Genomic DNA, 20,538 nt, shown 5'->3' on the forward strand with positions numbered 1-20,538 from the left:
GACAGAGCAGACAACGAGGGCGCAAGAGATTCAGGAGTCAGGCATGCATTTGGGCTATAGCGAGGAAGACGAATCATTTCGTCGGGAAGTCAGAACGTTTTTCAGTGAGCATGCGCCGGCCGACATTTCACGCCGCTGGCGTGTCGGCGTGCACCCGCCTGCGCGCGATGACATCCGCAGATGGCAGCGCATTCTGTACGAGCGCGGCTGGGGTGCGCCCCATTGGCCCGTCGAACATGGCGGCACCGGCTGGAGCGCGCTTCGCAAGCATATCTTCATGGAAGAGCTGTACCACGCCGATGCCATGGACTATGGGTGGCAGTCGACGCAGATGGTGGCGCCCGTCATCATCGCGTTCGGTTCGGACTGGCAGAGGGAGCGTTTTCTCGGGCCTATTCTGCGCGGCGACGAGTTCTGGTGCCAGGGCTTTTCGGAGCCGAACGCGGGCTCGGATCTGGCTGGACTGAAGACCACGGCCGTGCTCGACGGTGACGAGTACGTGATCAACGGCCAGAAGATCTGGACCAGCGACGCAACGATTGCCGATTGGGGCTTCTTCCTCGTCAAGACCGATACGAGCGTCAAGCCGCAACGAGGCATTTCCTTCCTGCTGGTCAACATGGACACGCCGGGCATCACGGTGCGTCCGATCGTTTCGATCGAGGGCGGCAAGGGCCTGAATGAAGTGTTCCTCGAAAACGTGCGCGTGCCGAAGTCGCATCTCGTGGGCGAGGCCGGCATGGGATGGACCTATGCGAAGTACCTCCTCGAGAAGGAGCGCACGGCGAGCGCGTTCCTGTACTTCAACAAACGCGAGCTGCAACGCGCGAAAGACATCGCGGGGCAGGAGCGGGAGGACGGCGTGCGGCTCATCGATACACCCGGGTTCGCGCGCAAGGTCGCGGAGGTCGAAGCGGACCTGATGGCGCTCGAATGGTCGGTGCTCCGCATCCTTGCGGAAGAGAAGAGCGAGCGCAATCTCGATGCGGTCGTCTCTGCGCTGAAGATCAGCGGGTCGGAGATGCAACAGCGCGTGACGCAGCTGCAAATGGACGCACTCGGTCCCCGCGCGATGCGTTTCGACGACCACGGCGAGCCGCAGGGTGATCTGGCGGTCGACGAAAACTGGCCGGATTACATGGGCGGCCGCACGTCGGGCTATCTGATCGCACGCGCCTCCACGATCTATGGCGGCGCGCGCGAAGTGCAGAAGAACATCATTGCCAAGCTGGCATTTGGACTGTAGCCATGGACTTCAACTTCTCCGAAGAACAATTGATGCTGAAGGACGGCGCAGAGCGCTACGTTCAGCAGGAGTATGGATTCGAGGCGCGCACGCGCATCGCATCGGGGCAAGAGGGTTTCAGCCGCGAACATTGGCGCGCCTATGCCGAACTTGGCTGGCTGGGGCTGACGATGCCGGAAGACGTCGGCGGTCTCGGGTGCTCGTTCGTTGAAACGGCGATCGTGATGGAGGCGCTCGGCCGCGGTATGGCGCTCGAGCCGGTCGTGCAGACGGCGCTGCTTTGCGCCACGATCGTCGAACGAGGCGATGCGCGGCGCCGGCGTGAGACGCTGCTGCCCGCCGTCATCGACGGCACGCTGCTGCTGTCGCTCGCGGACAGCGAAGCGGGCAGCCGGTACAAGCTGGGATGCCACGCGCAAACGCACGCGCTCAAGAGCGCCTCGGGTTACCTGATCAGCGGCGCGAAGACGCTGGTGATCGCCGGCGCGTCGGCGGACCAACTGCTCGTGACCGCGCGAGTCGAAGGCGCGGCGCAAGGCGTGGGCGTTTTTCTTGTCGATCGCCGGGGCGCGGGCGTAACGTGCCGGTCGTACCGCTTGCTCGATGGATCGCGTGCCGCGGATATCGACCTGCATAACGTCGAGCTCAATGAAGATGCATTGATCGTCGGACCTGAACGCTCGCTGCAGGTGCTCACGCAGGCAACGGAACTCGCCAGTCTCGCGAGCGTGGCCGAGAGCCTTGGCATGATGGAAGCCGTGATGGCGATCACCTCGGAGTACATCAAGGGACGCTCGCAGTTCGGCCAGCCGATCGGCAAGTTCCAGGCGTTGCAGCATCGCATGGCTGAGATGTTCGTCGCCACGCAGGAAGCGCGCTCGATGCTGTACTGCGGGATCGCGCACCTGAACGGCCCGGCGGCCGAACGCAGCCGCGTCATCTCGGCGGCCAAAGCAGTTGCCGCACGCGCCAATCGCTTCGTTTGCGCGCAGGGCATCCAGTTGCACGGTGGCATGGGGCTCACCGAGGAATATCCGGTAGGGCACTACTTCCGCAAGATGACAATGATGGAGAAGATGTTCGGCGATATCGACTTTCATCTCGACCGCGTTGCGGCAGGCGGCCGGACACCGATAACGGCCTGAGACAGGGAGCAGATCATGCAACGCGTGAAGCAAAAGATTGCCATCGTGACCGGGGCCGCATCCGGTATCGGCGCTGCCTGTGCCGCCAGGCTCGCGCAGGAGGGCGCCTTGCTCGTCGTGGCGGACCTGAATCTCGAAGGCGCGCAGGAACAGGTTCGTCGTATTAACGAAGCGGGGGGGCACGCGGTCCCGGCACAGGTCGATATCGGCGACGAAAGTTCGATCGATGCATTGTTCGATCTGACGCTCAAGACTTGGGGCGGGCTCGATATCCTGCATAACAACGCTGCGGCCACATCGCTTTCCAGTACTGCCGATGCGGCAGTCGAGGCACTCGACGTAGGGGTCTGGGACGACACGATGCGCATCAATCTTCGCGGCACCATGCTGGCCTCGCGGTGCGCGCTGCCGCTGATGCGCGCACGAGGCGGCGGTTCGATTATCAATACCTCTTCCGGTGCCGCTCAGGCGGGCGCGCTGGGGTACAGCGCATACGGCGTCGGCAAGGCCGGTATCGAGGCGCTGACGCGCTACGTCGCCGCGCAGCACGGCAAGGAGGGGATACGCTGCAACGCGATCGCTCCGGGCCTGATCGTCACGCCGGTGACCCAGGCGTACTACGCGGGGGAGACCGGAGAGATGATGCTGAGCCACCATCTCACGCCTCGCCTCGGGCAGCCCGAAGACATTGCACACGCGGTGGTGTATCTCGCTTCGGATGAGGCGGCGTTCGTCACGGGCCAGGTGTTCAACGTCGATGGCGGACTTCTTTCACACCAGCCTTACTATGCCGACGAAATCCGCGCGCGCCCGGCCGCGATGGCCAACGCTACGAAGGGGAAGGCATGACGACGGATTCAGCGCTGCTCGCGCGTATCGAGCGCATTGAGGCTCAGCTCGCCATCCAACAATTGCCCGTCCGATACGCGCTCGCGGTCGATTCGCGCGATCTGGACAGCCTGGTGCAACTGTTCGCCGAAGACGTCGATTGCGGCCGATGGGGCGTAGGGCGCGCGGCATTGAAGACGTTCTACGGGTCCGAGCATATTCTGCGTGGCTTTTATCGCAGCATTCACCAGATCTGCGGCCACGTCGTCGATTTCATCGATGCCGACCATGCGACGGGAAGCGTCTATTGTCGCGCGGAGCACGAGGACAACGGAGCGTGGGTGGTGATGGCGATCTGCTACTTCGATCACTATGTGCGGCGCGACGGGCAATGGTGCTTCGAGCGTCGCGACGAACAGCATTGGTATTCGACGGACTGGCTCGCTCGCCCCGGTGCGCCGCGCTTGCAGAACTGGCCCGGCAAGTATGAAGGCGACCGGTATCAGCCGCGTCTTCCGCAAGGATTTCCGACGTGGGCGGCGTTCTGGAGCAACAGCGAACAACACGCGATTGACGCGTTGACGAAAGCGCCGTAAGCGCGGTCTCGTCTTCGGCTCCTGGCCCGCCACGTAGCCATTCGTGGGACTGGCGAGGAATGCAAGGAGTGAGGTCCGCGCAAACTTCCGCATCGTGGAGATCGATGTCGAGCGGCAGGCCTCCCTGCTCCTCGCGCTTACGCCGTCAGATCGGGCAGACGCACCACCAGCCCGTCCAGTTCCGGCGTCATGAAGATCTGGCATGTCAGACGGCTGTTTTCGCGCACGTCCATCGCGCAGGTGAGCATGTCGACTTCATAGGATTCCGCCGCTGGCATGTGGCTGCTCCAGGTGTCGTCGACATACGCGTGACAGGTTGCGCAGCTGCAGCTGCCGCCGCAATCGCCGAGAATGCCTGGGATCTGATTGTTCACCGCTGTTTGCATGACTGAATCGCCAACGTTGGCGCTTACGGCGGCCTCGCTGCCGTCCGGCTGGATGAATCGAATGAGCGGCATGGCTTGTGAACCTCTGAAAAATGAATTGGACTAGGGAAGCAGACTTTTCAACGGGATCGATTCGTTGGCGAGATCGGCGGCGCGGACCGGAATTTTCTCGGCAACGAAACGCTTGGCCAGCACGAATTCGGGTACACGGCTGACCGTATCGGCCGCGAGCATGACGCCGTCCTTGAGATAAAACGCCGAGAAAGAGCGGGCTTTGGGATCGCCGCGCAGGACGAACTCGTCGTAGCCGAAGGACAAGCCGACCATCTTGAGCTTCAGATCGTATTGGTCGGACCAGAACCACGGCACGCTGTTGTAGACACGCTCCTTGCCGCACAACGACGCAGCGGCGGTGCGGGCCTGCTCCAGCGCGTTAGGGACCGACTCGAGACGCAGGCGCCGTCCAAGGGAAGGGTTGGGGTGGTTGGTGCAATCCCCGACCGCAAAAATGTCCGGGTCGGACGTGCGCGTGTGTTCGTCGACCATGATGCCGTTGTCGACAGCAAGGCCGGCCGCTTGCGCGAGTTCGGTGGCGGGCTCCAGTCCCACGCCGACGATGACGAGATCCGCGGCGACGCGCGTGCCGTCCGCGCAGCACACGGCGGCAACGGCGTCGCCGGATGCGTCGAGTTCGAACCCACTCACGATCGCGTTGGTACGGATGTCGACTCCGGCTTCGCGGTGAACTTCCTCGTAGAACCTGGAAAGCTCGGGAGCCGTGACGCGCGCGAGGACGCGCGGCAACGCTTCGAGCACGGTGACGCGCAAGCCGCGCTTCACGGCTACGGCGGCCACTTCCAGCCCGATATATCCACCGCCGATGATCACGAGGCGCGAGCCGGCATGAAACTGGTTTCGAATCCGCGCGACGTGATCGAGCGTGCGAAGGTAGTGAAAATTCTGCAGCTTCTCGGTCGCTTCGATACCCGGCAACGCGAGGCGCCGCGCGCGGCCGCCGGTGGCCAGAACCAGTTTCGTATAGCTGATTTCGCTGCCGTTGGACAGCGTGACCCGTTTCGCGTCACGGTCGATGTGCTGCGCGCGCGTGTTCGGGATGAACTCGACACGCGCTTTGTCGTACGTCGACAGCGGTTTCAGGTACAACTGCTCGGCGGTCGATTCGCCCGACAGGAATGCCTTGGAGAGCGGCGGCCGTTGGTAGGGCAAATGCGGTTCCTCTCCCACCATCACGATGCGTCCCGTCCATCCCTGTTCTCGGATCGCGGTCGCGCATTCTCCTGCTGCGTGACCCGCCCCGACGATCAGCGCGATGTTCTCTGCGTCTCCAGCTGTCATGAGGCTAACTCCATCTCGCACGGCCGCAGGCTCGCTGCGGCCACAGTAAGTCTGAATAATGTTCTAAATTGTGAACGACGGTCGCTGCGCCTGTCAATGCTCATGAACCCCGTTGGGCCGAGCCGGAGCTGACCATCGCCTCGATGCCGCCAACCGCGAAACGAATCAAATAGGTGCGCATGCGCTCGATATGTGCTGTCGTAAGTGCCTTGGCTCCGGAGCGCGCTTCCTGCGCGTAAAGCTCGTTGAGCACGAGATGAAACACGGACTCGACGAAATGCTGCACCAGTTCGACGGTCTCCCGCGTGACGCGGGGAAGTGCCTTGGCGAAGGCGTCACGGTAGCGCGCGGCCGCAGGTGCGTATTGGTCATAAAACGGCGCCGTGAGATCGGGGCGCTCCAGAAGACAGCCAATCTGGGTCAGCAGGCGCAAGTAATTTCGCCACCCCGGATCGCCGCTCTTCAGATGCGCGAAGGCTGGTGCGGAAAGTGCGGTCACGATTGCTTCCACGTTGGGACGCTTGCCTTGCAGCGGTGCCAGTTCGGCCTCGAGCGATTCGATCACCTGCCGGCTGATCACCGCGGCGCGACGGCCGATCGCCTGCTGAAACAGCGCGTCTTTGCTGCCGAAGTGGTACCGCGCGAGGCTCAGCTCCATGCCACAGCTCTGCATGATGTCGCGAATCGACGTGCCGAAGTAGCCGTGCATCGCGAACAGCCGCTCGGCCGTATCGAGAATGCGCTCTGGCGTCGTGCTGCGCGCCGTGGCACGCGGCTCGTTGTCGGCAGTTGCCCGTCTGCTGGCGGCGTGCGTAGTGCTGGACGGCATGGTTTCCCTTTGATGGCGGGCGCGAGCCAGAAAGCGCGCAACATCCCCTTCCGCGAATGATAAATCGATCTTGCACACTTGTGCAAAATAGAACATAGTTCAACTATTGGTACCTCGCGCAAAAGCAGAGGTGCCTGCAAACCAACGATCAACGGAGACAGGAACCATGGCCGGCGCGCTGCGACTTGAGGACTTCGACGATCCTGAGTTCAACCCCTTTTTCGAGGATTCACTCGCTTACGGTGCCGATGCGGACCCTTATCCACGCATTGCGGAACTGCGGGAACAGGCTGCGGTTCAGGAAGGTGACTACCGTGTGCTGATGGGCGGCGCGGCGGACCTGACCATGTCCGATGTCGCGCACTATTCCGTATTCGGATACGACGAAGTCTCGAAGGTGCTTGGCGACCCGGCAACGTTTTCAAACAAGTCTTACGAGCGCAATCTCGGCATCAGCTTCGGGCGCAGTATCTCGACGATGGATGCGCCCGAGCACCCGCGCTACCGCCGCATCTTCCAGAAGGCCTTTTTGCCGCACACCGTCGCGGCATGGGGCGATACGCTGGTCGACCCGGTGGTGAGCGAGCTGATGTCGAAGTTCATGGATCGCGGACATGCGGATCTCGTCAACGAGTTCACGCTTCACTACCCGTTCAACATCATCTATCGGCAACTGGCATTGCCGCCGGAAGACGTAAAGATCTTTCACAAGCTCGCCATCGCACAGACGCTGGTTTCGATCGATGTCGAGCATGGCGTGGAGGCATCGACGAAGCTGGGCACCTATTTCGCGCGGCTTGTCGACGAGCGCCGCAGTAATCCCGGCGACGATCTGGTGAGCTCGCTGGCCACCGCGGAGGTGGACGGCGAGCGGCTACCGGACGAGGTCGTCATTTCGTTTCTTCGCCAGCTGGTGAATGCGGGCGGCGACACGACCTATCGCGCGACCAGCGTACTGTTGTTTGCGTTGCTGCGCGATCCGGCACAGCTCGAAGCGGTGCGCCAGGATCGCACGCTGGTCGCGGCGGCGATCGAAGAGGCTCTGCGCTGGGACGGCCCCGTGCTGATGCAGTCGCGTATGGCGACGCGTGATGTCACGCTCGGCGGTGTCGAGATTCCTGCCGGCGCATTTCTCGACGTGGTGGCGGGCAGCGCCAATCGCGACCCCAGCCGTTTCGCCGATCCGGACAGGTTCGACATCTATCGCAAGGCGGGTCACCGGCACTTTGCATTCGCCTATGGCCCGCACGTGTGCATCGGCCAGCACCTTGCGCGCGTGGAAATGACGCGCGCGCTCAACGCGATTCTCGATCGCCTGCCCAAACTTCGGCTCGATCCGGCCGCGCCAGCTCCACCGATCAACGGGATCATGATGCGCGTTCCGCATTCGATTCCCGTCATCTTTGGCTAACAAGGTTCGCTGGTCTGCACGGACGGTGGAGAACGCATAGATGACCGAGTTTGACTTTATCGTGATTGGCGCGGGTGCGGCGGGTTGCGTGCTAGCCAATCGTCTTTCGGAGAGCGGGCACCATACCGTGCTACTCATCGAGGCAGGTCCGGAAGATCGTAATCCGTTGATCCGGATGCCAAAAGGCTTTGGCAAGCTGCTGGGCGACCCAGCTCATGCCTGGTTCATTCCGGTGCAGCCCGATCACGGCAACGGGCATCGCAACGAAATCTGGCTTCGCGGCAAGATGCTCGGCGGTTCCAGCAGCATCAACGGCATGGTGTATATGCGAGGTCATCCCGAGGACTACGACGGATGGGCCGAACTGGGTGTCGAGGGCTGGAGCTGGCAGAACCTGGCGCCTTGCTTCCGGCGCATCGAAGATCACGCGCTCGGCGCCGATGAGCTGCGTGGAGAGGGCGGCCCGCTGAAAGTGTCACCGTACGCGCAGCGCAATCGAATCGGCGAGGCCGTACTCGAAGCGTGCCGGTCGCTCGGCGTGCGGCGCGTGGAAGATATCAACAGGCTCGATCATGAGGGCGTGGCCTATCTGATCTATACGATACGCAACGGTCGTCGGCAAAGCTCGGCCGAAGCCTTCCTGAAGCCTGCGAGGGCGCGCAAGAACCTCACAGTCGCTACCGGCACGCAAGCCGCGCGAATCGTGTTTGACGGCACGCGCGCCGTCGGCGTGCGGTGCGAAAGCGCGGGGCAGCAGATCGCTTACCGTGCGCGTCGCGAGGTGGTGCTCTCGGCGGGCGCGATCGAGTCGCCGCGGCTTTTGCAGTTGTCGGGCGTTGGCGATCCCGGCCATCTGCGGTCGCTTGGCATTCCTGTCGTGGCAGCGAGTCCGGGGGTCGGACGAAACCTGCGCGAGCACTATCTATATATGCTGCAGGCGCGCCTGCGGCACTGGCGTGATTCGCAGAACCGGCAGTTCAGCGGCATGCGCTTATGGCGCAACGCGATGCAGTATCTGCTGTTCCGCCGTGGCGTGATGTCGCTCGGCTCGTACCAGGTGGGCGGCTTCGTCAAGACCGCGGCGGATGCGATGCGTCCCGATGTTCAACTGATGATGGCGCCGTACTCGATGGATTTCGGCGCGGCCGGTTACGCGTTCGAGTCGTTCCCAGGCATGCAGCTCTTCAGCTACCCGCTGCGCCCGCGCAGCGAAGGGCACGTCAGGATCCAGTCCGCGGACCCCCGCGTGCCGCCCGAAGTCGTCGCGAACTACCTTGCCGATCCGCACGACCGGCAGATGGCTGTCAACGCATTCCGGTTCATGCGCAGCGTGCTGGCCGCCGAGCCGCTTGCCAGCCTGCTGGCAGGGGAGACACGCCCAGGCCCCGCCGTCCAGACCGATGACGAGATTCTCGACCTCTACCGGCGTGAAGGCCAATCCGGCTATCACGCTTGCGGTACCTGCAAGATGGGATCGGACACGCTTGCCGTGCTCGATTCGCGGCTGTGCGTGCGCGGTGTCGAACGCCTGCGCGTGATGGATCTCTCCATAACACCCACGATGATCTCCGGCAACACGAATGGCCCCATGATGGCGATGGCATGGCGCGCCGCCGGCCTGATCCTGGAGGACGCGCGATGAGCCGCCTTGAAGACTACAGCGGGCGCTTTACGAACATCGACTTCGAGCGACGCGACGGTGTTTTGCAAGTGCGCCTGCATACCGATGGCGGCCCGCTCAAGTGGGGCGCGCTCGATCGCAGCATTCACAGCCAGCTAGGCGAGGCGTTCTACCAGATCGCACGCGACCTCGACAATCGCGTAGTCATCCTGACCGGCACCGGCGATTCGTTCTGCGACGCGATGAATGACGCCGAGTTGCCGGCGGAGCCGCTTGTGCAAGTCTGGCCGCGCCTGCAGCGCGAGGGGCATGACCTGCTGATGCAACTGCTGGACATTCCGGTTCCGGTGATCGGCGCGATCAACGGGCCGGCACTCATTCATGCCGAGTTGCTCGTGCTGTCGGATATCGTGCTGGCCTCCAGTCGCGCCGAAATCTCGGACCAGGCGCACTTCGTTCACGGCGTCGTGCCGGCGGACGGCGTGCAGATCGTCTGGCCGATGCTGATTGGCCACAACCGCGCCCGCTACTTTCTTCTCAGCGGCGAGCGCATCACGGCGCAACGCGCGTGGGAGCTTGGCGTCGTCGGCGAAGTCGTCGCGCACGACACCTTGCTCGAACGTGCGTGGCAAATGGCGCACGAACTCGCGGCGAAGCCGATCGAAACGCTGCGATACACGCGCGCGGTCTTCACGCAGCCGTTCAAGCGCCGCATGGTCGACGAACTGGGCTACGGGCTCGCGCTCGAAGGACTGGCCGGCATTGCCGCGCAGTCCGGCAAGAGGTAGCCCGTCAACGCGAATGTTCACGAATCGGAGACACGATATGACCTTGGTAGTGCAAGCATCAACGGAGCGCAACGCGATCGTTCAGCAGGCGCTCGACCGCGCCACGCGGGAAGGCGGTGAGATCGGCGTGCAGGTGGCGGCCTATCTGAACGGCAAGCTCATGATCGACGCATGGAGCGGCGTGGCCGATCCGTCCACCGGCCGTCCGGTCGACGGCGAAACGCTGTTCAATGTGTATTCGGTGACGAAGGCGGTTGCTGCAACTGCGTTGCATATCCTGGCCGACCGCGGGCTCATCGAATACGACGCGCCGGTGACGCGCTACTGGCCAGAGTACGGTGCCCACGGCAAGCAGAAAACGATGGTGCGCGATGTGCTGACTCATCGCGCGTGTGTGCCGCAAATGCCCGAAGGCGTCACACCGGAGCTGATGTGTGACTGGCAATGGATGACCAGCGCCATCGCCAACCTTGAGCCGCTTGCGGAGCCGGGGACGAAGACGCTGTACCTCTCGATGACGTTCGGCTGGATCGTTGGCGAACTGGTGCGGCGCGCCGATCCGAAGAAGCGCTCGCTGGGCCGTTTTGTCCGGGGGGAGATTGCAATGCCACTCGGCATCGACGATCTATGGATCGGCATTCCCGACGAAGTCGAACCGCGCATCGCACGTCTCACCGATGCAATGGTGCCGGTTCCCGCGGAATACCTGCCGCCGCTGTTCCTGCGCTCGATGCCGCAACAGGTCGCATTGGCGCCACAAGTGTTCGAGCGCCCGGACGTGCGGCGCGCGGAAGTGGCGGGCGTTGGCGGGATCTTCAATGCACGCAGCGAGGCGCGCTTCTGGGCAATGCTGGCATGCGGAGGCGAGTTGGGCGGCGTGAGGATCCTCTCCAAGGAGCTCGTCGCCACGCTGAACACGCCACGCGCCAATAGCGAGGAACCCGACCCGGTGATGTTCGGCTTTCCGATTCCAATCACGATCGGTGGCTTCTGGTTCGGCGGCAACCATCCGCCGGTGACGGCGGCACGCTCGCCGCGCGCTTTGTGCCATCCGGGGCAGGGCAATTCGATCGGCTGGGCGGACCCGGATACCGGGCTCGCCGTCGCGATCTGCCACAACAAGCTGTTCAACCCGGCCACGCCGGAAGAAGATCCGCTGCTTCCGATCGCTGCGGCGATTCGCGACGCACTGGATCTGAAGTGATTGGCACGATGCGCATGGATATCGAGTATTTGCAGCAATGGACTGGGCGCACTGAGGAAGTGCGGGACCAGGTCACCTCCACGCCGATTGCGGCGCTCAGCGCCATGCTTGACCACGATGACGCGCCTTCAGCACGTGGCGATGACTTACCGCCGTTGTGGCACTGGCTTTATTTTCTGCCGGTTCATCGCCAGTCGATGGTGGGGGCGGACGGTCATCCGAAACGCGGCGGCTTTCTGCCGCCGGTCGATTTGCCTCGCCGCATGTGGGCGGGCAGTCAACTCGAGTTTCTACGGCCGCTGAAAGCGGGTAGCGCGATCACGCGTCTTTCATGCATCGAGAGTGTTGCGCACAAGCATGGACGTACCGGCGATCTCGTGTTCGTGAAGGTCAAGCACGAGGTCAGCGACGCTGCTGGCCTTGCGATCGTCGAGCGCCAGGATATCGTGTATCGCGATCATGCGGCTGCCAGCGAAAAGCCTGCAGCATTCCAGGCCGCGCCCATCGGCGCTCAATGGGCACGCGAGGTCAATCCCGATCCGGTGCTGCTGTTTCGCTACTCAGCGCTTACGTTGAACGGTCATCGCATTCACTACGATCGGCCCTACGCGATCGGCGCAGAGGGATACGAGGGACTCGTCGTGCATGGCCCGCTGCTCGCCACGCTACTGATGGACTCGCTCGGATCGGAGTTGCCGGGCGCGCGCGTCGGAGCGTTTTCGTTCCGCGCGATCAAACCGGTGGTGGACACTTCGCCTTTCTATGTTTGCGGAAAGCAACACGAATCGGACCAAAGCAAGGTGAGCTTGTGGATCGCCGGCAGCGACGGATCGTTGCGCATGGAAGCCACGGCTGTTCTGATCTGATCGTCGAGCCGGTCCGCTGGCGGGGTCGCCGTAGCCGGACCTGACGCTGAATGGGAGACTTATGCGTTCGTTTCTTTTTGTGCCGGGCAGCAAGCCCGAACGATTCGCCAAGGCACTCGCGGCAGGCGCCGATGCGGTGATCGTGGACCTCGAGGACGCTGTTGCAGATGCGGACAAAGCATCGGCGCGTGCATATGTTGCCGACGCGGTTCGTACATTTTTGGCATCGACGGTTCGGGTACTTTTGCGCATCAATGGCGCGGGGACGCAGTGGTTCCAGCGGGACCTCTCGCTCGCAGCGTTCGATGGTATCGATGGCGTGGTGTTGCCCAAGGCAGAGAATCCGGCTGCTTTGACCGCTGTCGCGGCGGCAACGGCGAAACCCATATTGCCGATCATCGAATCTGCCGAGGGCGTCTGGAACGCCCTGGACGTGGCGCGCACGCCCGGCGTCGAGCGACTCATATTCGGCTCGGTTGACTTCGAGCTCGATCTGGATTGTGACGGTTCATGGGACGCGTTGTTGCTCGCGCGTTCGCGTATTGTGCTGGCCTCCCGCGTAGCGGGCATTCAGTCTCCCGTGGATGGCGTTAGCGTGGCAATCGATGACGAACGACAGCTCGCGCACGACTCGTCGAAGGCGCGATCGCTGGGCTTTGGCGGGAAGCTGTGCATTCATCCTCGCCAGGTTGCAGCGGTCAATGCGGCGTTCAGCCCGAGTGGGAATGAAATTGCCAAGGCGCGGCGAATCGTCGACGCGTATGAGCGGGCAGAAGGCGGGGCGGTGTCCGTAGATGGACGGATGGTGGACTTGCCGGTATTGCTCAAGGCAAGACGCATCGTCTGCTTGTCTGAAAGCGTGCGAGGTTCAGAGGAAGGGTGAGTGGTGTGGCGGGTGAACGCCGCACCGCCCGCGCCACCACCGCATCATGTGGCGCGGGCGTGACACGGTATCGCTTACACCGGATCCCATGGCGTGAGCGCCATGGACGGCACGTTCGGGAAGAAGCTCGATTCGAACGCCGGCATGACCTGCTCGGCAATCGCTTCGGGCGTCCAGCCGCCGTCGCGATGCAGCGAGCGGATCATGCGGATCTGGTTGAAGAAGTAGATCTCGTTGGCGCGCACGCCGAAGATCTGACCCGAAACCTTTGCGGCCTGGTCGGACGCAAGGTAGACCGCGAGCGGCGCGATCTTGCGCGATTCCATGCGCTTGAGAATTTCGACGCGTGCTTTTTGCTCAGGCGTCTCCGAGGGGATCGAGGCCGTCATTGCGGTCCATGCCCACGGCGCAATGCAGTTCGAGCGCACGTTGAATTTCGCCATGTCGAGGGCAATCGACTTCGACAGACCGACGACCCCCATTTTGGCGGCGGAGTAGTTGGCCTGTCCGACGTTGCCGATCAGACCCGAGGTGGAGGTCATGTGAACGAAGCTGCCGCCGTTTTGTGCCTTGAAATGCGGAGCCGCCGCGCGTGCCACGAAAAACGACCCGTTCAGATGCACGTCGACTACGGCCTTCCACTCGTCGAGGCTCATGTTGAAGAACATGCGGTCACGCACGATGCCGGCGTTGTTGACCACACAGTCGATGCGGCCGAACGTGTCCAGCGCGGCCTGCACGATCTTCTGCGCGCAATCCCATTCAGCGACGCTATCTGTCGAGGCAAGCGCTTGCCCGCCGGCCTCCTTGATTTCTTCGACGACGCGCTCTGCGGCGAACTGGCCGGATTCGGCGTTGCGACCCAGGTCGTTGACGATGACCTTTGCGCCGTTCGCCGCGAATTGCAACGCAAAATCGCGCCCGATGCCGGCACCCGCACCCGTTACCACTACCACCTTGTCCTTGACGAAATCGCTCACTCTTGTCTCCGTTCGATAGGCGTTGATGTAAAAAAGCTCGCTTCGGTATAATATCAAAACTGAACGGCGTTGCATAATATGAACGCTGGCACGTTGATGCAAAGTGTGACGACTGATCCATTCGAAGACGACCAAATGATAGGAGACGCGAGATGAACCCTACGAAAGACTGGACCGTGCCGGATCATGTTCCGCGAGAACTCGTGGTCGATTTCGACTATATGAATCCGCCAGGCGTGCAAGACGATGTTCATATGGCGTGGAAGACGCTGCACACCGGGCCCGATATCGTCTGGTCCCCGTACCATGGCGGCCACTGGATCGCCACGCGCGGCGAAGACATCGAGGCGATGCAGAAGGACCACACCCGTTTTTCGCATCGCAGTGTCAACATCCCGCCGCTCAACGAGACGCAGCTCGTGCCGCTCGAGCTTGATCCGCCCGAACATACCGCGTACCGCAACCTGATCACGCCCGCTTTCCTGCCGCAAGCTATCTCCTCGCTGGAAAGCGACGTGCGCAGCCTCGCAATCGAGCTGATGGAAGAAATCGCTCCACGCGGCGAATGCGAGTTCGTCTCGGAGTTCGCGAAGATCCTGCCGATCGTGATTTTCCTGCGTCTTGCCGATCTTCCGTTGAGCGATCGAGGACAATTGCTCGAATGGGCGGAATGGGCCGTGCGCGGCAACGTCGAGCAGCGCAACGAATCCCAGCACCGGCTGATTGGCTATATCTCCACCTGGGTGGAGCAGCGCAAGGCAGAGGCGGGCGGCGATCTCGTGAGCCTCATCGCCAACGCGCAGATCGACGGCAAGCCGATCAGCCCCGAGCGCATGTTCGGGATGTTTATCGTCGTGCTGTTTGGCGGCCTCGATACCGTCGCGTCGATGATGGGTTTCATCGCGCGCTTTCTGGCGGAGAATCCGGCGCACCGGAGGCAACTGATCGAGAATCCCGATCTGATGGTGTCGTCGGTCGATGAGATGATTCGTCGCTTTGGCGTGGCGAACACCGCGCGGCTCATCACGCAGGACATGGAATACAAGGGCATCCAGTTCAGGAAGGGTGACCAGATTCAATTGCCGAACTCCCTGTTTGGCCTCGACGAGCGCAAGTTTAGCGATCCGCTCGGCGTCGACCTGACGCGCAAGCCAGTGCTGCACGCCGCGTTCGGCAACGGCCCGCATCGCTGCCCGGGGTCGTTCCTTGCGCGTACGGAGATCAAGGTTTTCCTCCAGGAGTGGCTCAAACGCATTCCCGATTTTCGCATTCGCGAGGGCGACAAGCCCCGATGCGGCTCGGGCTCCGTCAACGGCATGCTCTATCTGCCGCTCGTCTGGGACGTAGCGCCCTGAAGTATCCCCACCCTCAACGACTCATCGACGATCATGAAAAAGTGGCAATGCATTTTTTGCGGTTTTTACTACGACGAAGCAGCGGGACTTCCCGCGGAGGGCATCGCGCCCGGCACTCGCTGGGAAGACATCCCGGATGACTGGGCATGCCCCGAGTGCGGTGCGACCAAGGCCGACTTCGTGATGTTCGAAGTGGAGGTCTGAGCGTGCGGGCGCGCGCACGGCGCAAGGCCGTGCGCTTCATCGCTCAGGATCAGGCGCGCTCGAACACGGCGGCAATACCCTGGCCACCGCCGATGCACATGGTCTCGAGCGCATAACGTCCTTTCCGGCGCGTCAACTCGTGCAACAGCGTTGTCATGATGCGCACGCCCGTTGCGCCAATCGGGTGGCCCAGCGATATGCCAGAGCCGTTCACGTTGAGCCGGTCGGTATCGTGCCAGTTCCAGCCTTTGAGGACTGCCAGCACCTGACACGCGAATGCTTCATTTACTTCGACAAGATCCATCTGCTCGAGCGTAAGCCCGCTGCGCGTCATCAGCTTCCGCACTGCGGGCACGGGCCCAATGCCCATGCGTGATGGCTCGCATCCGGCTGCGGCCCAGCCGGTCAGCCAGGCCATGGGTTCGAGTCCGAGCGCTTCGAGGCGGTCTTCCGCGACGACGAGGCAAGCGGCAGCGGCATCGTTTTGCTGGCTGGAGTTGCCTGCGGTGACTGTGCCGCCCGGCATCAACGCGCGAAGCTTGCCGAGGCTTTCCATGCTGGCGTCGGCGCGGAATCCTTCATCTTTGGAAAACAGAAGCGGCTGGCCTTTTTTCTGAGGAACGCTGACCGCCACGACCTCTTCGGCCATATGGCCGGACTCCCATGCGGCGGCCGCGCGCTGATGGCTGCGCAGCGCGAACTCGTCGGCGGCCTCGCGGCTGATGCCATAGTCGGTGGCCAGATTTTCGGCGGTCTCGATCATGCCGGAGATAAAGCCGAAGCGCGATTCCGGCTGTGAGCGCTCGCGGCCCCGCGCGAGCCGGTCGTGAAACTGGACGGAGCCCGACCGTGCGCCCCAGCGCATGTCCGTGCTGTAGTACTCGATATTGCTCATGCTTTCCACGCCGCCGGCCAACACCACGTCGGCGGCGCCGGTCTGCACCATCATCGCGGCGGTGACGAGCGCCTGCAGGCCGCCGCCGCAACGTCGGTCAAGCTGCATGCCCGGCACCTCCACCGGCAAGCCCGCCTGCAGCGCAATCCAGCGGCCCACGCAAGGTGTTTCGCTGTTCGCGTACGCTTGCGCGAAGACGACGTCGTCGATGCGAGCGGGATCGAGTCCTGCGCGCCGGATCGTTTCATTCGCAACGAGCGCGCCGAGGTCTTCGACGCAAACGCCGCGCAGGCTACCGCCAAAGGTGCCGACGGGCGTTCGTACAGGGGAGACAATTGCCGCGCGTTTCATCGGACGTTTCCTCGCAAGGTTTGAAGTTCTGATTCGGGTGCGGTTGCAATCAGCCGACGAGCGTCGCGCTTCTTAAGCGATTGGAAGGCGGGACGCCCGCCATCTGATCGAGCGCGCTGCGATGGTCCGGATGGGCGATTGCCAGCATGCGTTCGCGCCTTTGGCGCAGCGTCAGGCCGCGCAGATCGGCCACGCCGTATTCGGTCACCACGATGGCGGCGTCGCTGCGCGGCGTGCTGACCGGTCCGTTCAACGACGCGACGATGCGGGTCGCGCCCTTGCCCGCTGTGGACGGCAATGCGATGACAGGAACGCCGCCACGCGAGCGCCGCGCGCCGCGCAGGAAATCCAGCGCGCCGCCCACCGCGCCCACATACACGCCACCGGCAATTTCGGCGTTGATCTGGCCACTCAGATCGACCTCGACCGCCGAGTTGATGGCGACGAAGCGGTCGATGCTTGCGAGCACGTTCGGATCGTGCGTGTAGCGGGTCGAACGAAACTGCACGGCGTCGTTTCGATGCGCGAACTCGTGTATGCGGCGACCCCCCATCATCACGCCAGCAATGGTCTTGCCCGTGTCGATGGTCTTGCGCGCATTGTTGATCACGCCGCTTTCCATCAGATCGGCGACTTTGTCGCCGATCGTGCCGGAATGGATGCCAAGGTCTCGCCGATCGCCGAGGCAAGCGAGGATCGCTTCTGGAATCGCGCCGAGGCCGACTTGAATGGTGGCGCCGTCTTCGATCAAAGCGGCCGTGTGCCGTGCAATCGCCAGCTCCGTCGGGCTGACGGCGCTGGGCGAACTCTCGGGCAAAGCGCGCGACGTCGGGACAATGAAGTCGAGGTCGTCGTCGCGAAGATATCGCTCGCCGTAAGTCCAGGGTGCCTGTTCGTTGACTTCCGCAATGATGACGCGCGCGCGCTCGAGCGCCGGGATCAGATACTCATGCGCGACGGACAAGCTGTAGCGGCCGTGCGCGTCGGGTGGCGCCAACTGCAGTAGCAGGACGTTGATCGATAGCTGAGCCGACTCCATCATCTCTGGCAACTGCGAATAATGGCAGGGCAGGATATCAAGCGCGCCAGCCTTGGCCAGTGCGCGGTTGGAGCCGCTCCCGCAGTACGAAACGAAATCGATGCAGTCCGCGTGCTCAGGCCGGCACGTGTCGTAGTTGCCGGCGCCGAGAAAGACCCGGAACGCGCCGATGCTGTGCCGCTGCTGAAGTAGAGTGCGCGTGAGCGCAACGGGCTCTGCGTTCGATTGGCCCCATGCGACGGTATCGCCGGGGCGGATGATGGACGCGAAATCGACGGCGTCCGCCTCTAGCTGTAAGGGCATGGTGTGGTTTGCGTCAGGTGGCGGGTTGCGCAAGGGCCAGGGCTTCGTCGTGCTGCCCCCGTACTGCGCCTGTCGCGACGAGTTCCGCAATCCGTTCTTCGCTGTAGCCGAGGCTCCGCAGCACGAGTTCTGTGTGTTCGCCAAGGTGTGGAACGGCGAGCGGTGGCGACCCAGGCTCCAAACGGAAGTGAATCGGGCTTGCAACGTGGTTGCGTCCGGACGGATCCCTCTGGACCATCCCGCGCTCGTGCGCATGCGGATGGTCGAGCGCTTCGGCGAGCGAGAGCACCGGCGCCACACTGATGTTTCGGCCTTCGAACCAGCAGAGCCATTCATCGAGTGTGCGAGTCAGGAAGATTTGCGTCAGGAACGCCCGGACGCGTATCTGGCCTTCACCGGCTGGGCCGATCGCGTCGGCGACGAGATCCGGACGGCCGAGTGGTGTCAGCAGGTTGGTTGCGAAGCTGTGTTCCCGGCCGCCAAGGCAGAGCCACTTCGAATCGGCGGTCTCATAGGTGTCGAGCAACGCGAGCCCGCTGTCGCCTTCGGTCGGCCCTCGCAATTGGCTGTCCGGCGCGTTGAGCAAGCGGCCGCTCAGATACGGCTGCGAGGTGAGCGCCGCATCGAAAAGCGCCATGTCGATGTAGTCGCCGCGCCCCGTTTCCCGCGCGCGCAGCAGCGCCATCAACACGGCGGACAACGCCGTCAATGAACCGGCCAGCGCAGCGAGCGACGGTCCCGTGGCAATTGGGATTCCCCGGCCATCGCGCGGCAGCGTGCCTGCAAGCGATTGAACTACCGGATCGTGTGCGGGCAATTGAGAGAGCGGGCCGGTTTGGCCGAATGCGGTAATTGCACAATAAACGACTCCCGGGTTCGTCCGGCTGATCGTGTCGTAGTCGATGCCAAGCCGAGCGGCCACGCCCGGCCTCGACGATTCGATCACGACGTCGGCCTCGCTCATCAGCTTGAGCGCGACCTCGCGTGCGTCCGGATGTTTCAGATCGAGCGCGATGCTGCGCTTGCCGCGGTTGATCGCGGCGAAGAACGCGCCGTCGGTGCCGGGTGCGCCGCGGGTGGGGTCGCCGGTGACCGGTTCGATCTTGACGACGTGCGCGCCGTGATCGGCGAGGTTGGTGGCGAGGAACGGACCCGGCATGAATTGCGACAGGTCCACGACGCGAAGGCCGGTCAGTTTCATGCCAGAGCAGCGCCGAAGCCGAGCTGGCGTTGCGCAATCGCGGCGGCTTCCTTCACGATGCGACCGATCAATTCCGCACAGGTCGGCAAGTCGTGAATGAGGCCGGTCACGATACCGGCGGGGAAGGCGCCGCCTTCCACTTCTCCTGTCACGAATGCGTCCATCCAGCGCTGTGCTCCGGTCAGCGCGTAGAGGTCCGAGCGCGTCACGTTGCCGGCGCGCTCGAGTTCGAGCGCGGCGAGACTCACGCTGTTCCTGACCACCCGGCTTGAATCGCCGATCGAGCGGCCAACCAGCACCGTATCGCGCTCGCTCGCTTCCAGCAGCCGTTGCTTGATCGCAGGGTGGACGGGGGACTCCTGCGTGAGCATGAATCGGGTTCCCATGTTGATGCCGTCCGCGCCGAGCGCGAGAGCCGCCATCAGCCCGCGCCCATCGGCAAAGCCGCCGGACGCGAGAATCGGCACCTTCAGCTTGTCGGCGGCGGCGGGAATCAGGATCAGTCCAGGGATGTCGTCTTCGCCAGGGTGCCCCGCGCATTCGAACCCGTCGATGCTGACGGCGTCCGCGCCGAGCGATTCGGCCTTCACCGCGTGGCGAACCGTCACGCACTTGTGCACGACCTTGACGCCCTGCGCCTTGAACTCGGCGATGTATTTCGCCGGATTGCTGCCTGCTGTCTCGACGACCTGGACGCCTTGAGACACGATCGTGCGCACATACGCGTCGTAGTCGAGCCCGACATTGGCGCCGAGAACGGTCAGGTTGACTCCAAAGGGCTTGTCGGTGAGCGAACGCACCCTGTCGATTTCGCGCGCGAGTGCATCGGCGCTTGCATGGGTGTGTGCGGAGATGAAGCCGAGACCGCCCGCATTGGCCACGGCCGCCGCCAGTTCGGCTCGCGCCACCCAGCGCATGCCGCCTTGAATGATGGGATATTGAATGCCGAGTAATTCAGTAATGCGATTGACATACGGTTTCATCGCGCGCCTGTAGCCTGGATAGGAAGTATGGGTGCCAGCGAAATGCGCGTGACGCGCGTGACCTGGCG

General features: G+C 63.1%; 20 protein-coding genes. 12 read left to right on the plus strand and 8 right to left on the minus strand.

All coding sequences use genetic code 11. The features are described from left to right. The first annotated feature begins 43 nt into the window (after positions 1 to 43). Genes OKW38_RS33100 through OKW38_RS33115 form a run of 4 tightly spaced genes read left to right on the plus strand, consistent with a single transcriptional unit; the run spans position 44 to position 3,815 of the window. Complete coding sequence (locus tag OKW38_RS33100) at positions 44 to 1,246, plus strand: acyl-CoA dehydrogenase family protein (protein WP_429364982.1); 1,203 nt, start codon at positions 44 to 46, stop codon at positions 1,244 to 1,246. A 2-nt stretch (positions 1,247 to 1,248) separates the two neighbouring features. Beyond that, positions 1,249 to 2,391 (plus strand): acyl-CoA dehydrogenase family protein, encoded by a 1,143-nt coding sequence (locus OKW38_RS33105; protein WP_429364983.1) that lies wholly within the window; start codon positions 1,249 to 1,251, stop codon positions 2,389 to 2,391. A 15-nt stretch (positions 2,392 to 2,406) separates the two neighbouring features. Next, positions 2,407 to 3,240: an SDR family oxidoreductase gene (locus tag OKW38_RS33110; RefSeq protein ID WP_429364984.1), complete on the plus strand. Its 834-nt coding sequence runs from the start codon at positions 2,407 to 2,409 to the stop codon at positions 3,238 to 3,240. Then, a complete protein-coding gene (locus tag OKW38_RS33115) occupies positions 3,237 to 3,815 on the plus strand; it encodes a nuclear transport factor 2 family protein (protein ID WP_090808832.1) in 579 nt (192 codons plus the stop codon). Before OKW38_RS33110 ends, OKW38_RS33115 begins: the two co-directional genes overlap by 4 nt. Positions 3,816 to 3,952: 137 nt before the next feature. Here OKW38_RS33115 and OKW38_RS33120 read toward each other — a convergent pair whose 3' ends face one another. From OKW38_RS33120 to OKW38_RS33130, 3 genes are all read right to left on the minus strand, one after another. After that, positions 3,953 to 4,273: a 2Fe-2S iron-sulfur cluster-binding protein gene (locus OKW38_RS33120; RefSeq protein ID WP_090808834.1), complete on the minus strand. Its 321-nt coding sequence runs from the start codon at positions 4,271 to 4,273 to the stop codon at positions 3,953 to 3,955. Positions 4,274 to 4,303: 30 nt separating this feature from the next. After that, positions 4,304 to 5,557: an NAD(P)/FAD-dependent oxidoreductase gene (locus OKW38_RS33125; protein WP_429334436.1), complete on the minus strand. Its 1,254-nt coding sequence runs from the start codon at positions 5,555 to 5,557 to the stop codon at positions 4,304 to 4,306. A gap of 100 nt (positions 5,558 to 5,657) precedes the next feature. After that, the gene (locus OKW38_RS33130) at positions 5,658 to 6,464 is read right to left on the minus strand and encodes a TetR/AcrR family transcriptional regulator (protein WP_429364985.1); all 807 of its coding nucleotides are present in this window, start codon (positions 6,462 to 6,464) and stop codon (positions 5,658 to 5,660) included. Between the two features lie 88 nt (positions 6,465 to 6,552). On the opposite strand from OKW38_RS33130, the gene OKW38_RS33135 reads away from it, so the two are divergent. From OKW38_RS33135 to OKW38_RS33160, 6 genes are all read left to right on the plus strand, one after another. Beyond that, positions 6,553 to 7,797, plus strand: coding sequence for a cytochrome P450 (locus tag OKW38_RS33135; RefSeq protein WP_429364986.1), 1,245 nt, complete (start codon positions 6,553 to 6,555; stop codon positions 7,795 to 7,797). Positions 7,798 to 7,837: 40 nt separating this feature from the next. Further along, on the plus strand, positions 7,838 to 9,439 hold the full coding sequence (locus OKW38_RS33140) for a GMC family oxidoreductase (RefSeq protein ID WP_429364987.1): 1,602 nt from the start codon (positions 7,838 to 7,840) through the stop codon (positions 9,437 to 9,439). Further along, the gene (locus OKW38_RS33145) at positions 9,436 to 10,206 is read left to right on the plus strand and encodes an enoyl-CoA hydratase/isomerase family protein (RefSeq protein ID WP_429364988.1); all 771 of its coding nucleotides are present in this window, start codon (positions 9,436 to 9,438) and stop codon (positions 10,204 to 10,206) included. Before OKW38_RS33140 ends, OKW38_RS33145 begins: the two co-directional genes overlap by 4 nt. A gap of 37 nt (positions 10,207 to 10,243) precedes the next feature. Beyond that, positions 10,244 to 11,410 carry a serine hydrolase domain-containing protein gene (locus OKW38_RS33150; RefSeq protein WP_429364989.1) on the plus strand — a complete coding sequence of 389 codons (1,167 nt, stop codon included), beginning with the start codon at positions 10,244 to 10,246 and terminating at the stop codon, positions 11,408 to 11,410. A gap of 8 nt (positions 11,411 to 11,418) precedes the next feature. Further along, a complete protein-coding gene (locus OKW38_RS33155; RefSeq protein WP_090810382.1) occupies positions 11,419 to 12,276 on the plus strand; it encodes an FAS1-like dehydratase domain-containing protein in 858 nt (285 codons plus the stop codon). A 61-nt stretch (positions 12,277 to 12,337) separates the two neighbouring features. Continuing rightward, positions 12,338 to 13,159 (plus strand): HpcH/HpaI aldolase/citrate lyase family protein, encoded by an 822-nt coding sequence (locus tag OKW38_RS33160; protein ID WP_429364990.1) that lies wholly within the window; start codon positions 12,338 to 12,340, stop codon positions 13,157 to 13,159. 74 nt (positions 13,160 to 13,233) lie between these two features. On the opposite strand, the gene OKW38_RS33165 is transcribed toward OKW38_RS33160, so the two are convergent. Further along, the gene (locus tag OKW38_RS33165; protein WP_090808847.1) at positions 13,234 to 14,139 is read right to left on the minus strand and encodes an SDR family NAD(P)-dependent oxidoreductase; all 906 of its coding nucleotides are present in this window, start codon (positions 14,137 to 14,139) and stop codon (positions 13,234 to 13,236) included. 152 nt (positions 14,140 to 14,291) lie between these two features. Here OKW38_RS33165 and OKW38_RS33170 point away from each other — a divergent pair, with 152 nt between their 5' ends. Together OKW38_RS33170 and OKW38_RS33175 are read left to right on the plus strand one after the other, a co-directional pair. Further along, complete coding sequence (locus OKW38_RS33170; RefSeq protein ID WP_429364991.1) at positions 14,292 to 15,494, plus strand: cytochrome P450; 1,203 nt, start codon at positions 14,292 to 14,294, stop codon at positions 15,492 to 15,494. 33 nt (positions 15,495 to 15,527) lie between these two features. Then, positions 15,528 to 15,698, plus strand: a complete 171-nt coding sequence (locus OKW38_RS33175) for a rubredoxin (protein ID WP_429364992.1) — start codon at positions 15,528 to 15,530, stop codon at positions 15,696 to 15,698. Between the two features lie 49 nt (positions 15,699 to 15,747). On the opposite strand, the gene OKW38_RS33180 is transcribed toward OKW38_RS33175, so the two are convergent. From OKW38_RS33180 to OKW38_RS33195, 4 genes are read right to left on the minus strand one after another with little or no spacing between them, the layout of a single operon-like run. Beyond that, positions 15,748 to 16,944: an acetyl-CoA C-acetyltransferase gene (locus tag OKW38_RS33180; protein WP_429364993.1), complete on the minus strand. Its 1,197-nt coding sequence runs from the start codon at positions 16,942 to 16,944 to the stop codon at positions 15,748 to 15,750. A gap of 49 nt (positions 16,945 to 16,993) precedes the next feature. Next, positions 16,994 to 18,286, minus strand: coding sequence for an acetyl-CoA hydrolase/transferase family protein (locus tag OKW38_RS33185; protein ID WP_429365558.1), 1,293 nt, complete (start codon positions 18,284 to 18,286; stop codon positions 16,994 to 16,996). A 13-nt stretch (positions 18,287 to 18,299) separates the two neighbouring features. Beyond that, positions 18,300 to 19,487 carry a CaiB/BaiF CoA transferase family protein gene (locus OKW38_RS33190; protein ID WP_429364994.1) on the minus strand — a complete coding sequence of 396 codons (1,188 nt, stop codon included), beginning with the start codon at positions 19,485 to 19,487 and terminating at the stop codon, positions 18,300 to 18,302. After that, the gene (locus OKW38_RS33195; RefSeq protein WP_429364995.1) at positions 19,484 to 20,470 is read right to left on the minus strand and encodes an NAD(P)H-dependent flavin oxidoreductase; all 987 of its coding nucleotides are present in this window, start codon (positions 20,468 to 20,470) and stop codon (positions 19,484 to 19,486) included. The genes OKW38_RS33190 and OKW38_RS33195 overlap by 4 nt, the downstream gene beginning before the upstream one ends. Between the last annotated feature and the right edge of the window lie 68 nt (positions 20,471 to 20,538).

It is taken from the genome of Paraburkholderia sp. MM5496-R1 (assembly GCF_050436205.1).
Taxonomy (GTDB): Bacteria; Pseudomonadota; Gammaproteobacteria; order Burkholderiales; family Burkholderiaceae; genus Paraburkholderia; species Paraburkholderia tuberum.

Excerpts from the sequence above, each read along its gene's own strand:
- OKW38_RS33100 (WP_429364982.1), top strand. The coding sequence starts at position 44 with ATGCATTTGGGCTATAGCGAGGAAGACGAATCATTTCGTCGGGAAGTC.
- OKW38_RS33105 (WP_429364983.1), top strand. The coding sequence starts at position 1,249 with ATGGACTTCAACTTCTCCGAAGAACAATTGATGCTGAAGGACGGCGCA.
- OKW38_RS33110 (WP_429364984.1), top strand. The coding sequence starts at position 2,407 with ATGCAACGCGTGAAGCAAAAGATTGCCATCGTGACCGGGGCCGCATCC.
- OKW38_RS33115 (WP_090808832.1), top strand. The coding sequence starts at position 3,237 with ATGACGACGGATTCAGCGCTGCTCGCGCGTATCGAGCGCATTGAGGCT.
- OKW38_RS33120 (WP_090808834.1), bottom strand. The coding sequence starts at position 4,273 with ATGCCGCTCATTCGATTCATCCAGCCGGACGGCAGCGAGGCCGCCGTA.
- OKW38_RS33125 (WP_429334436.1), bottom strand. The coding sequence starts at position 5,557 with ATGACAGCTGGAGACGCAGAGAACATCGCGCTGATCGTCGGGGCGGGT.
- OKW38_RS33135 (WP_429364986.1), top strand. The coding sequence starts at position 6,553 with ATGGCCGGCGCGCTGCGACTTGAGGACTTCGACGATCCTGAGTTCAAC.
- OKW38_RS33140 (WP_429364987.1), top strand. The coding sequence starts at position 7,838 with ATGACCGAGTTTGACTTTATCGTGATTGGCGCGGGTGCGGCGGGTTGC.
- OKW38_RS33145 (WP_429364988.1), top strand. The coding sequence starts at position 9,436 with ATGAGCCGCCTTGAAGACTACAGCGGGCGCTTTACGAACATCGACTTC.
- OKW38_RS33150 (WP_429364989.1), top strand. The coding sequence starts at position 10,244 with ATGACCTTGGTAGTGCAAGCATCAACGGAGCGCAACGCGATCGTTCAG.
- OKW38_RS33155 (WP_090810382.1), top strand. The coding sequence starts at position 11,419 with ATGCGCATGGATATCGAGTATTTGCAGCAATGGACTGGGCGCACTGAG.
- OKW38_RS33160 (WP_429364990.1), top strand. The coding sequence starts at position 12,338 with ATGCGTTCGTTTCTTTTTGTGCCGGGCAGCAAGCCCGAACGATTCGCC.
- OKW38_RS33170 (WP_429364991.1), top strand. The coding sequence starts at position 14,292 with ATGAACCCTACGAAAGACTGGACCGTGCCGGATCATGTTCCGCGAGAA.
- OKW38_RS33175 (WP_429364992.1), top strand. The coding sequence starts at position 15,528 with ATGAAAAAGTGGCAATGCATTTTTTGCGGTTTTTACTACGACGAAGCA.
- OKW38_RS33180 (WP_429364993.1), bottom strand. The coding sequence starts at position 16,944 with ATGAAACGCGCGGCAATTGTCTCCCCTGTACGAACGCCCGTCGGCACC.
- OKW38_RS33185 (WP_429365558.1), bottom strand. The coding sequence starts at position 18,286 with ATGCCCTTACAGCTAGAGGCGGACGCCGTCGATTTCGCGTCCATCATC.
- OKW38_RS33190 (WP_429364994.1), bottom strand. The coding sequence starts at position 19,487 with ATGAAACTGACCGGCCTTCGCGTCGTGGACCTGTCGCAATTCATGCCG.
- OKW38_RS33195 (WP_429364995.1), bottom strand. The coding sequence starts at position 20,470 with ATGAAACCGTATGTCAATCGCATTACTGAATTACTCGGCATTCAATAT.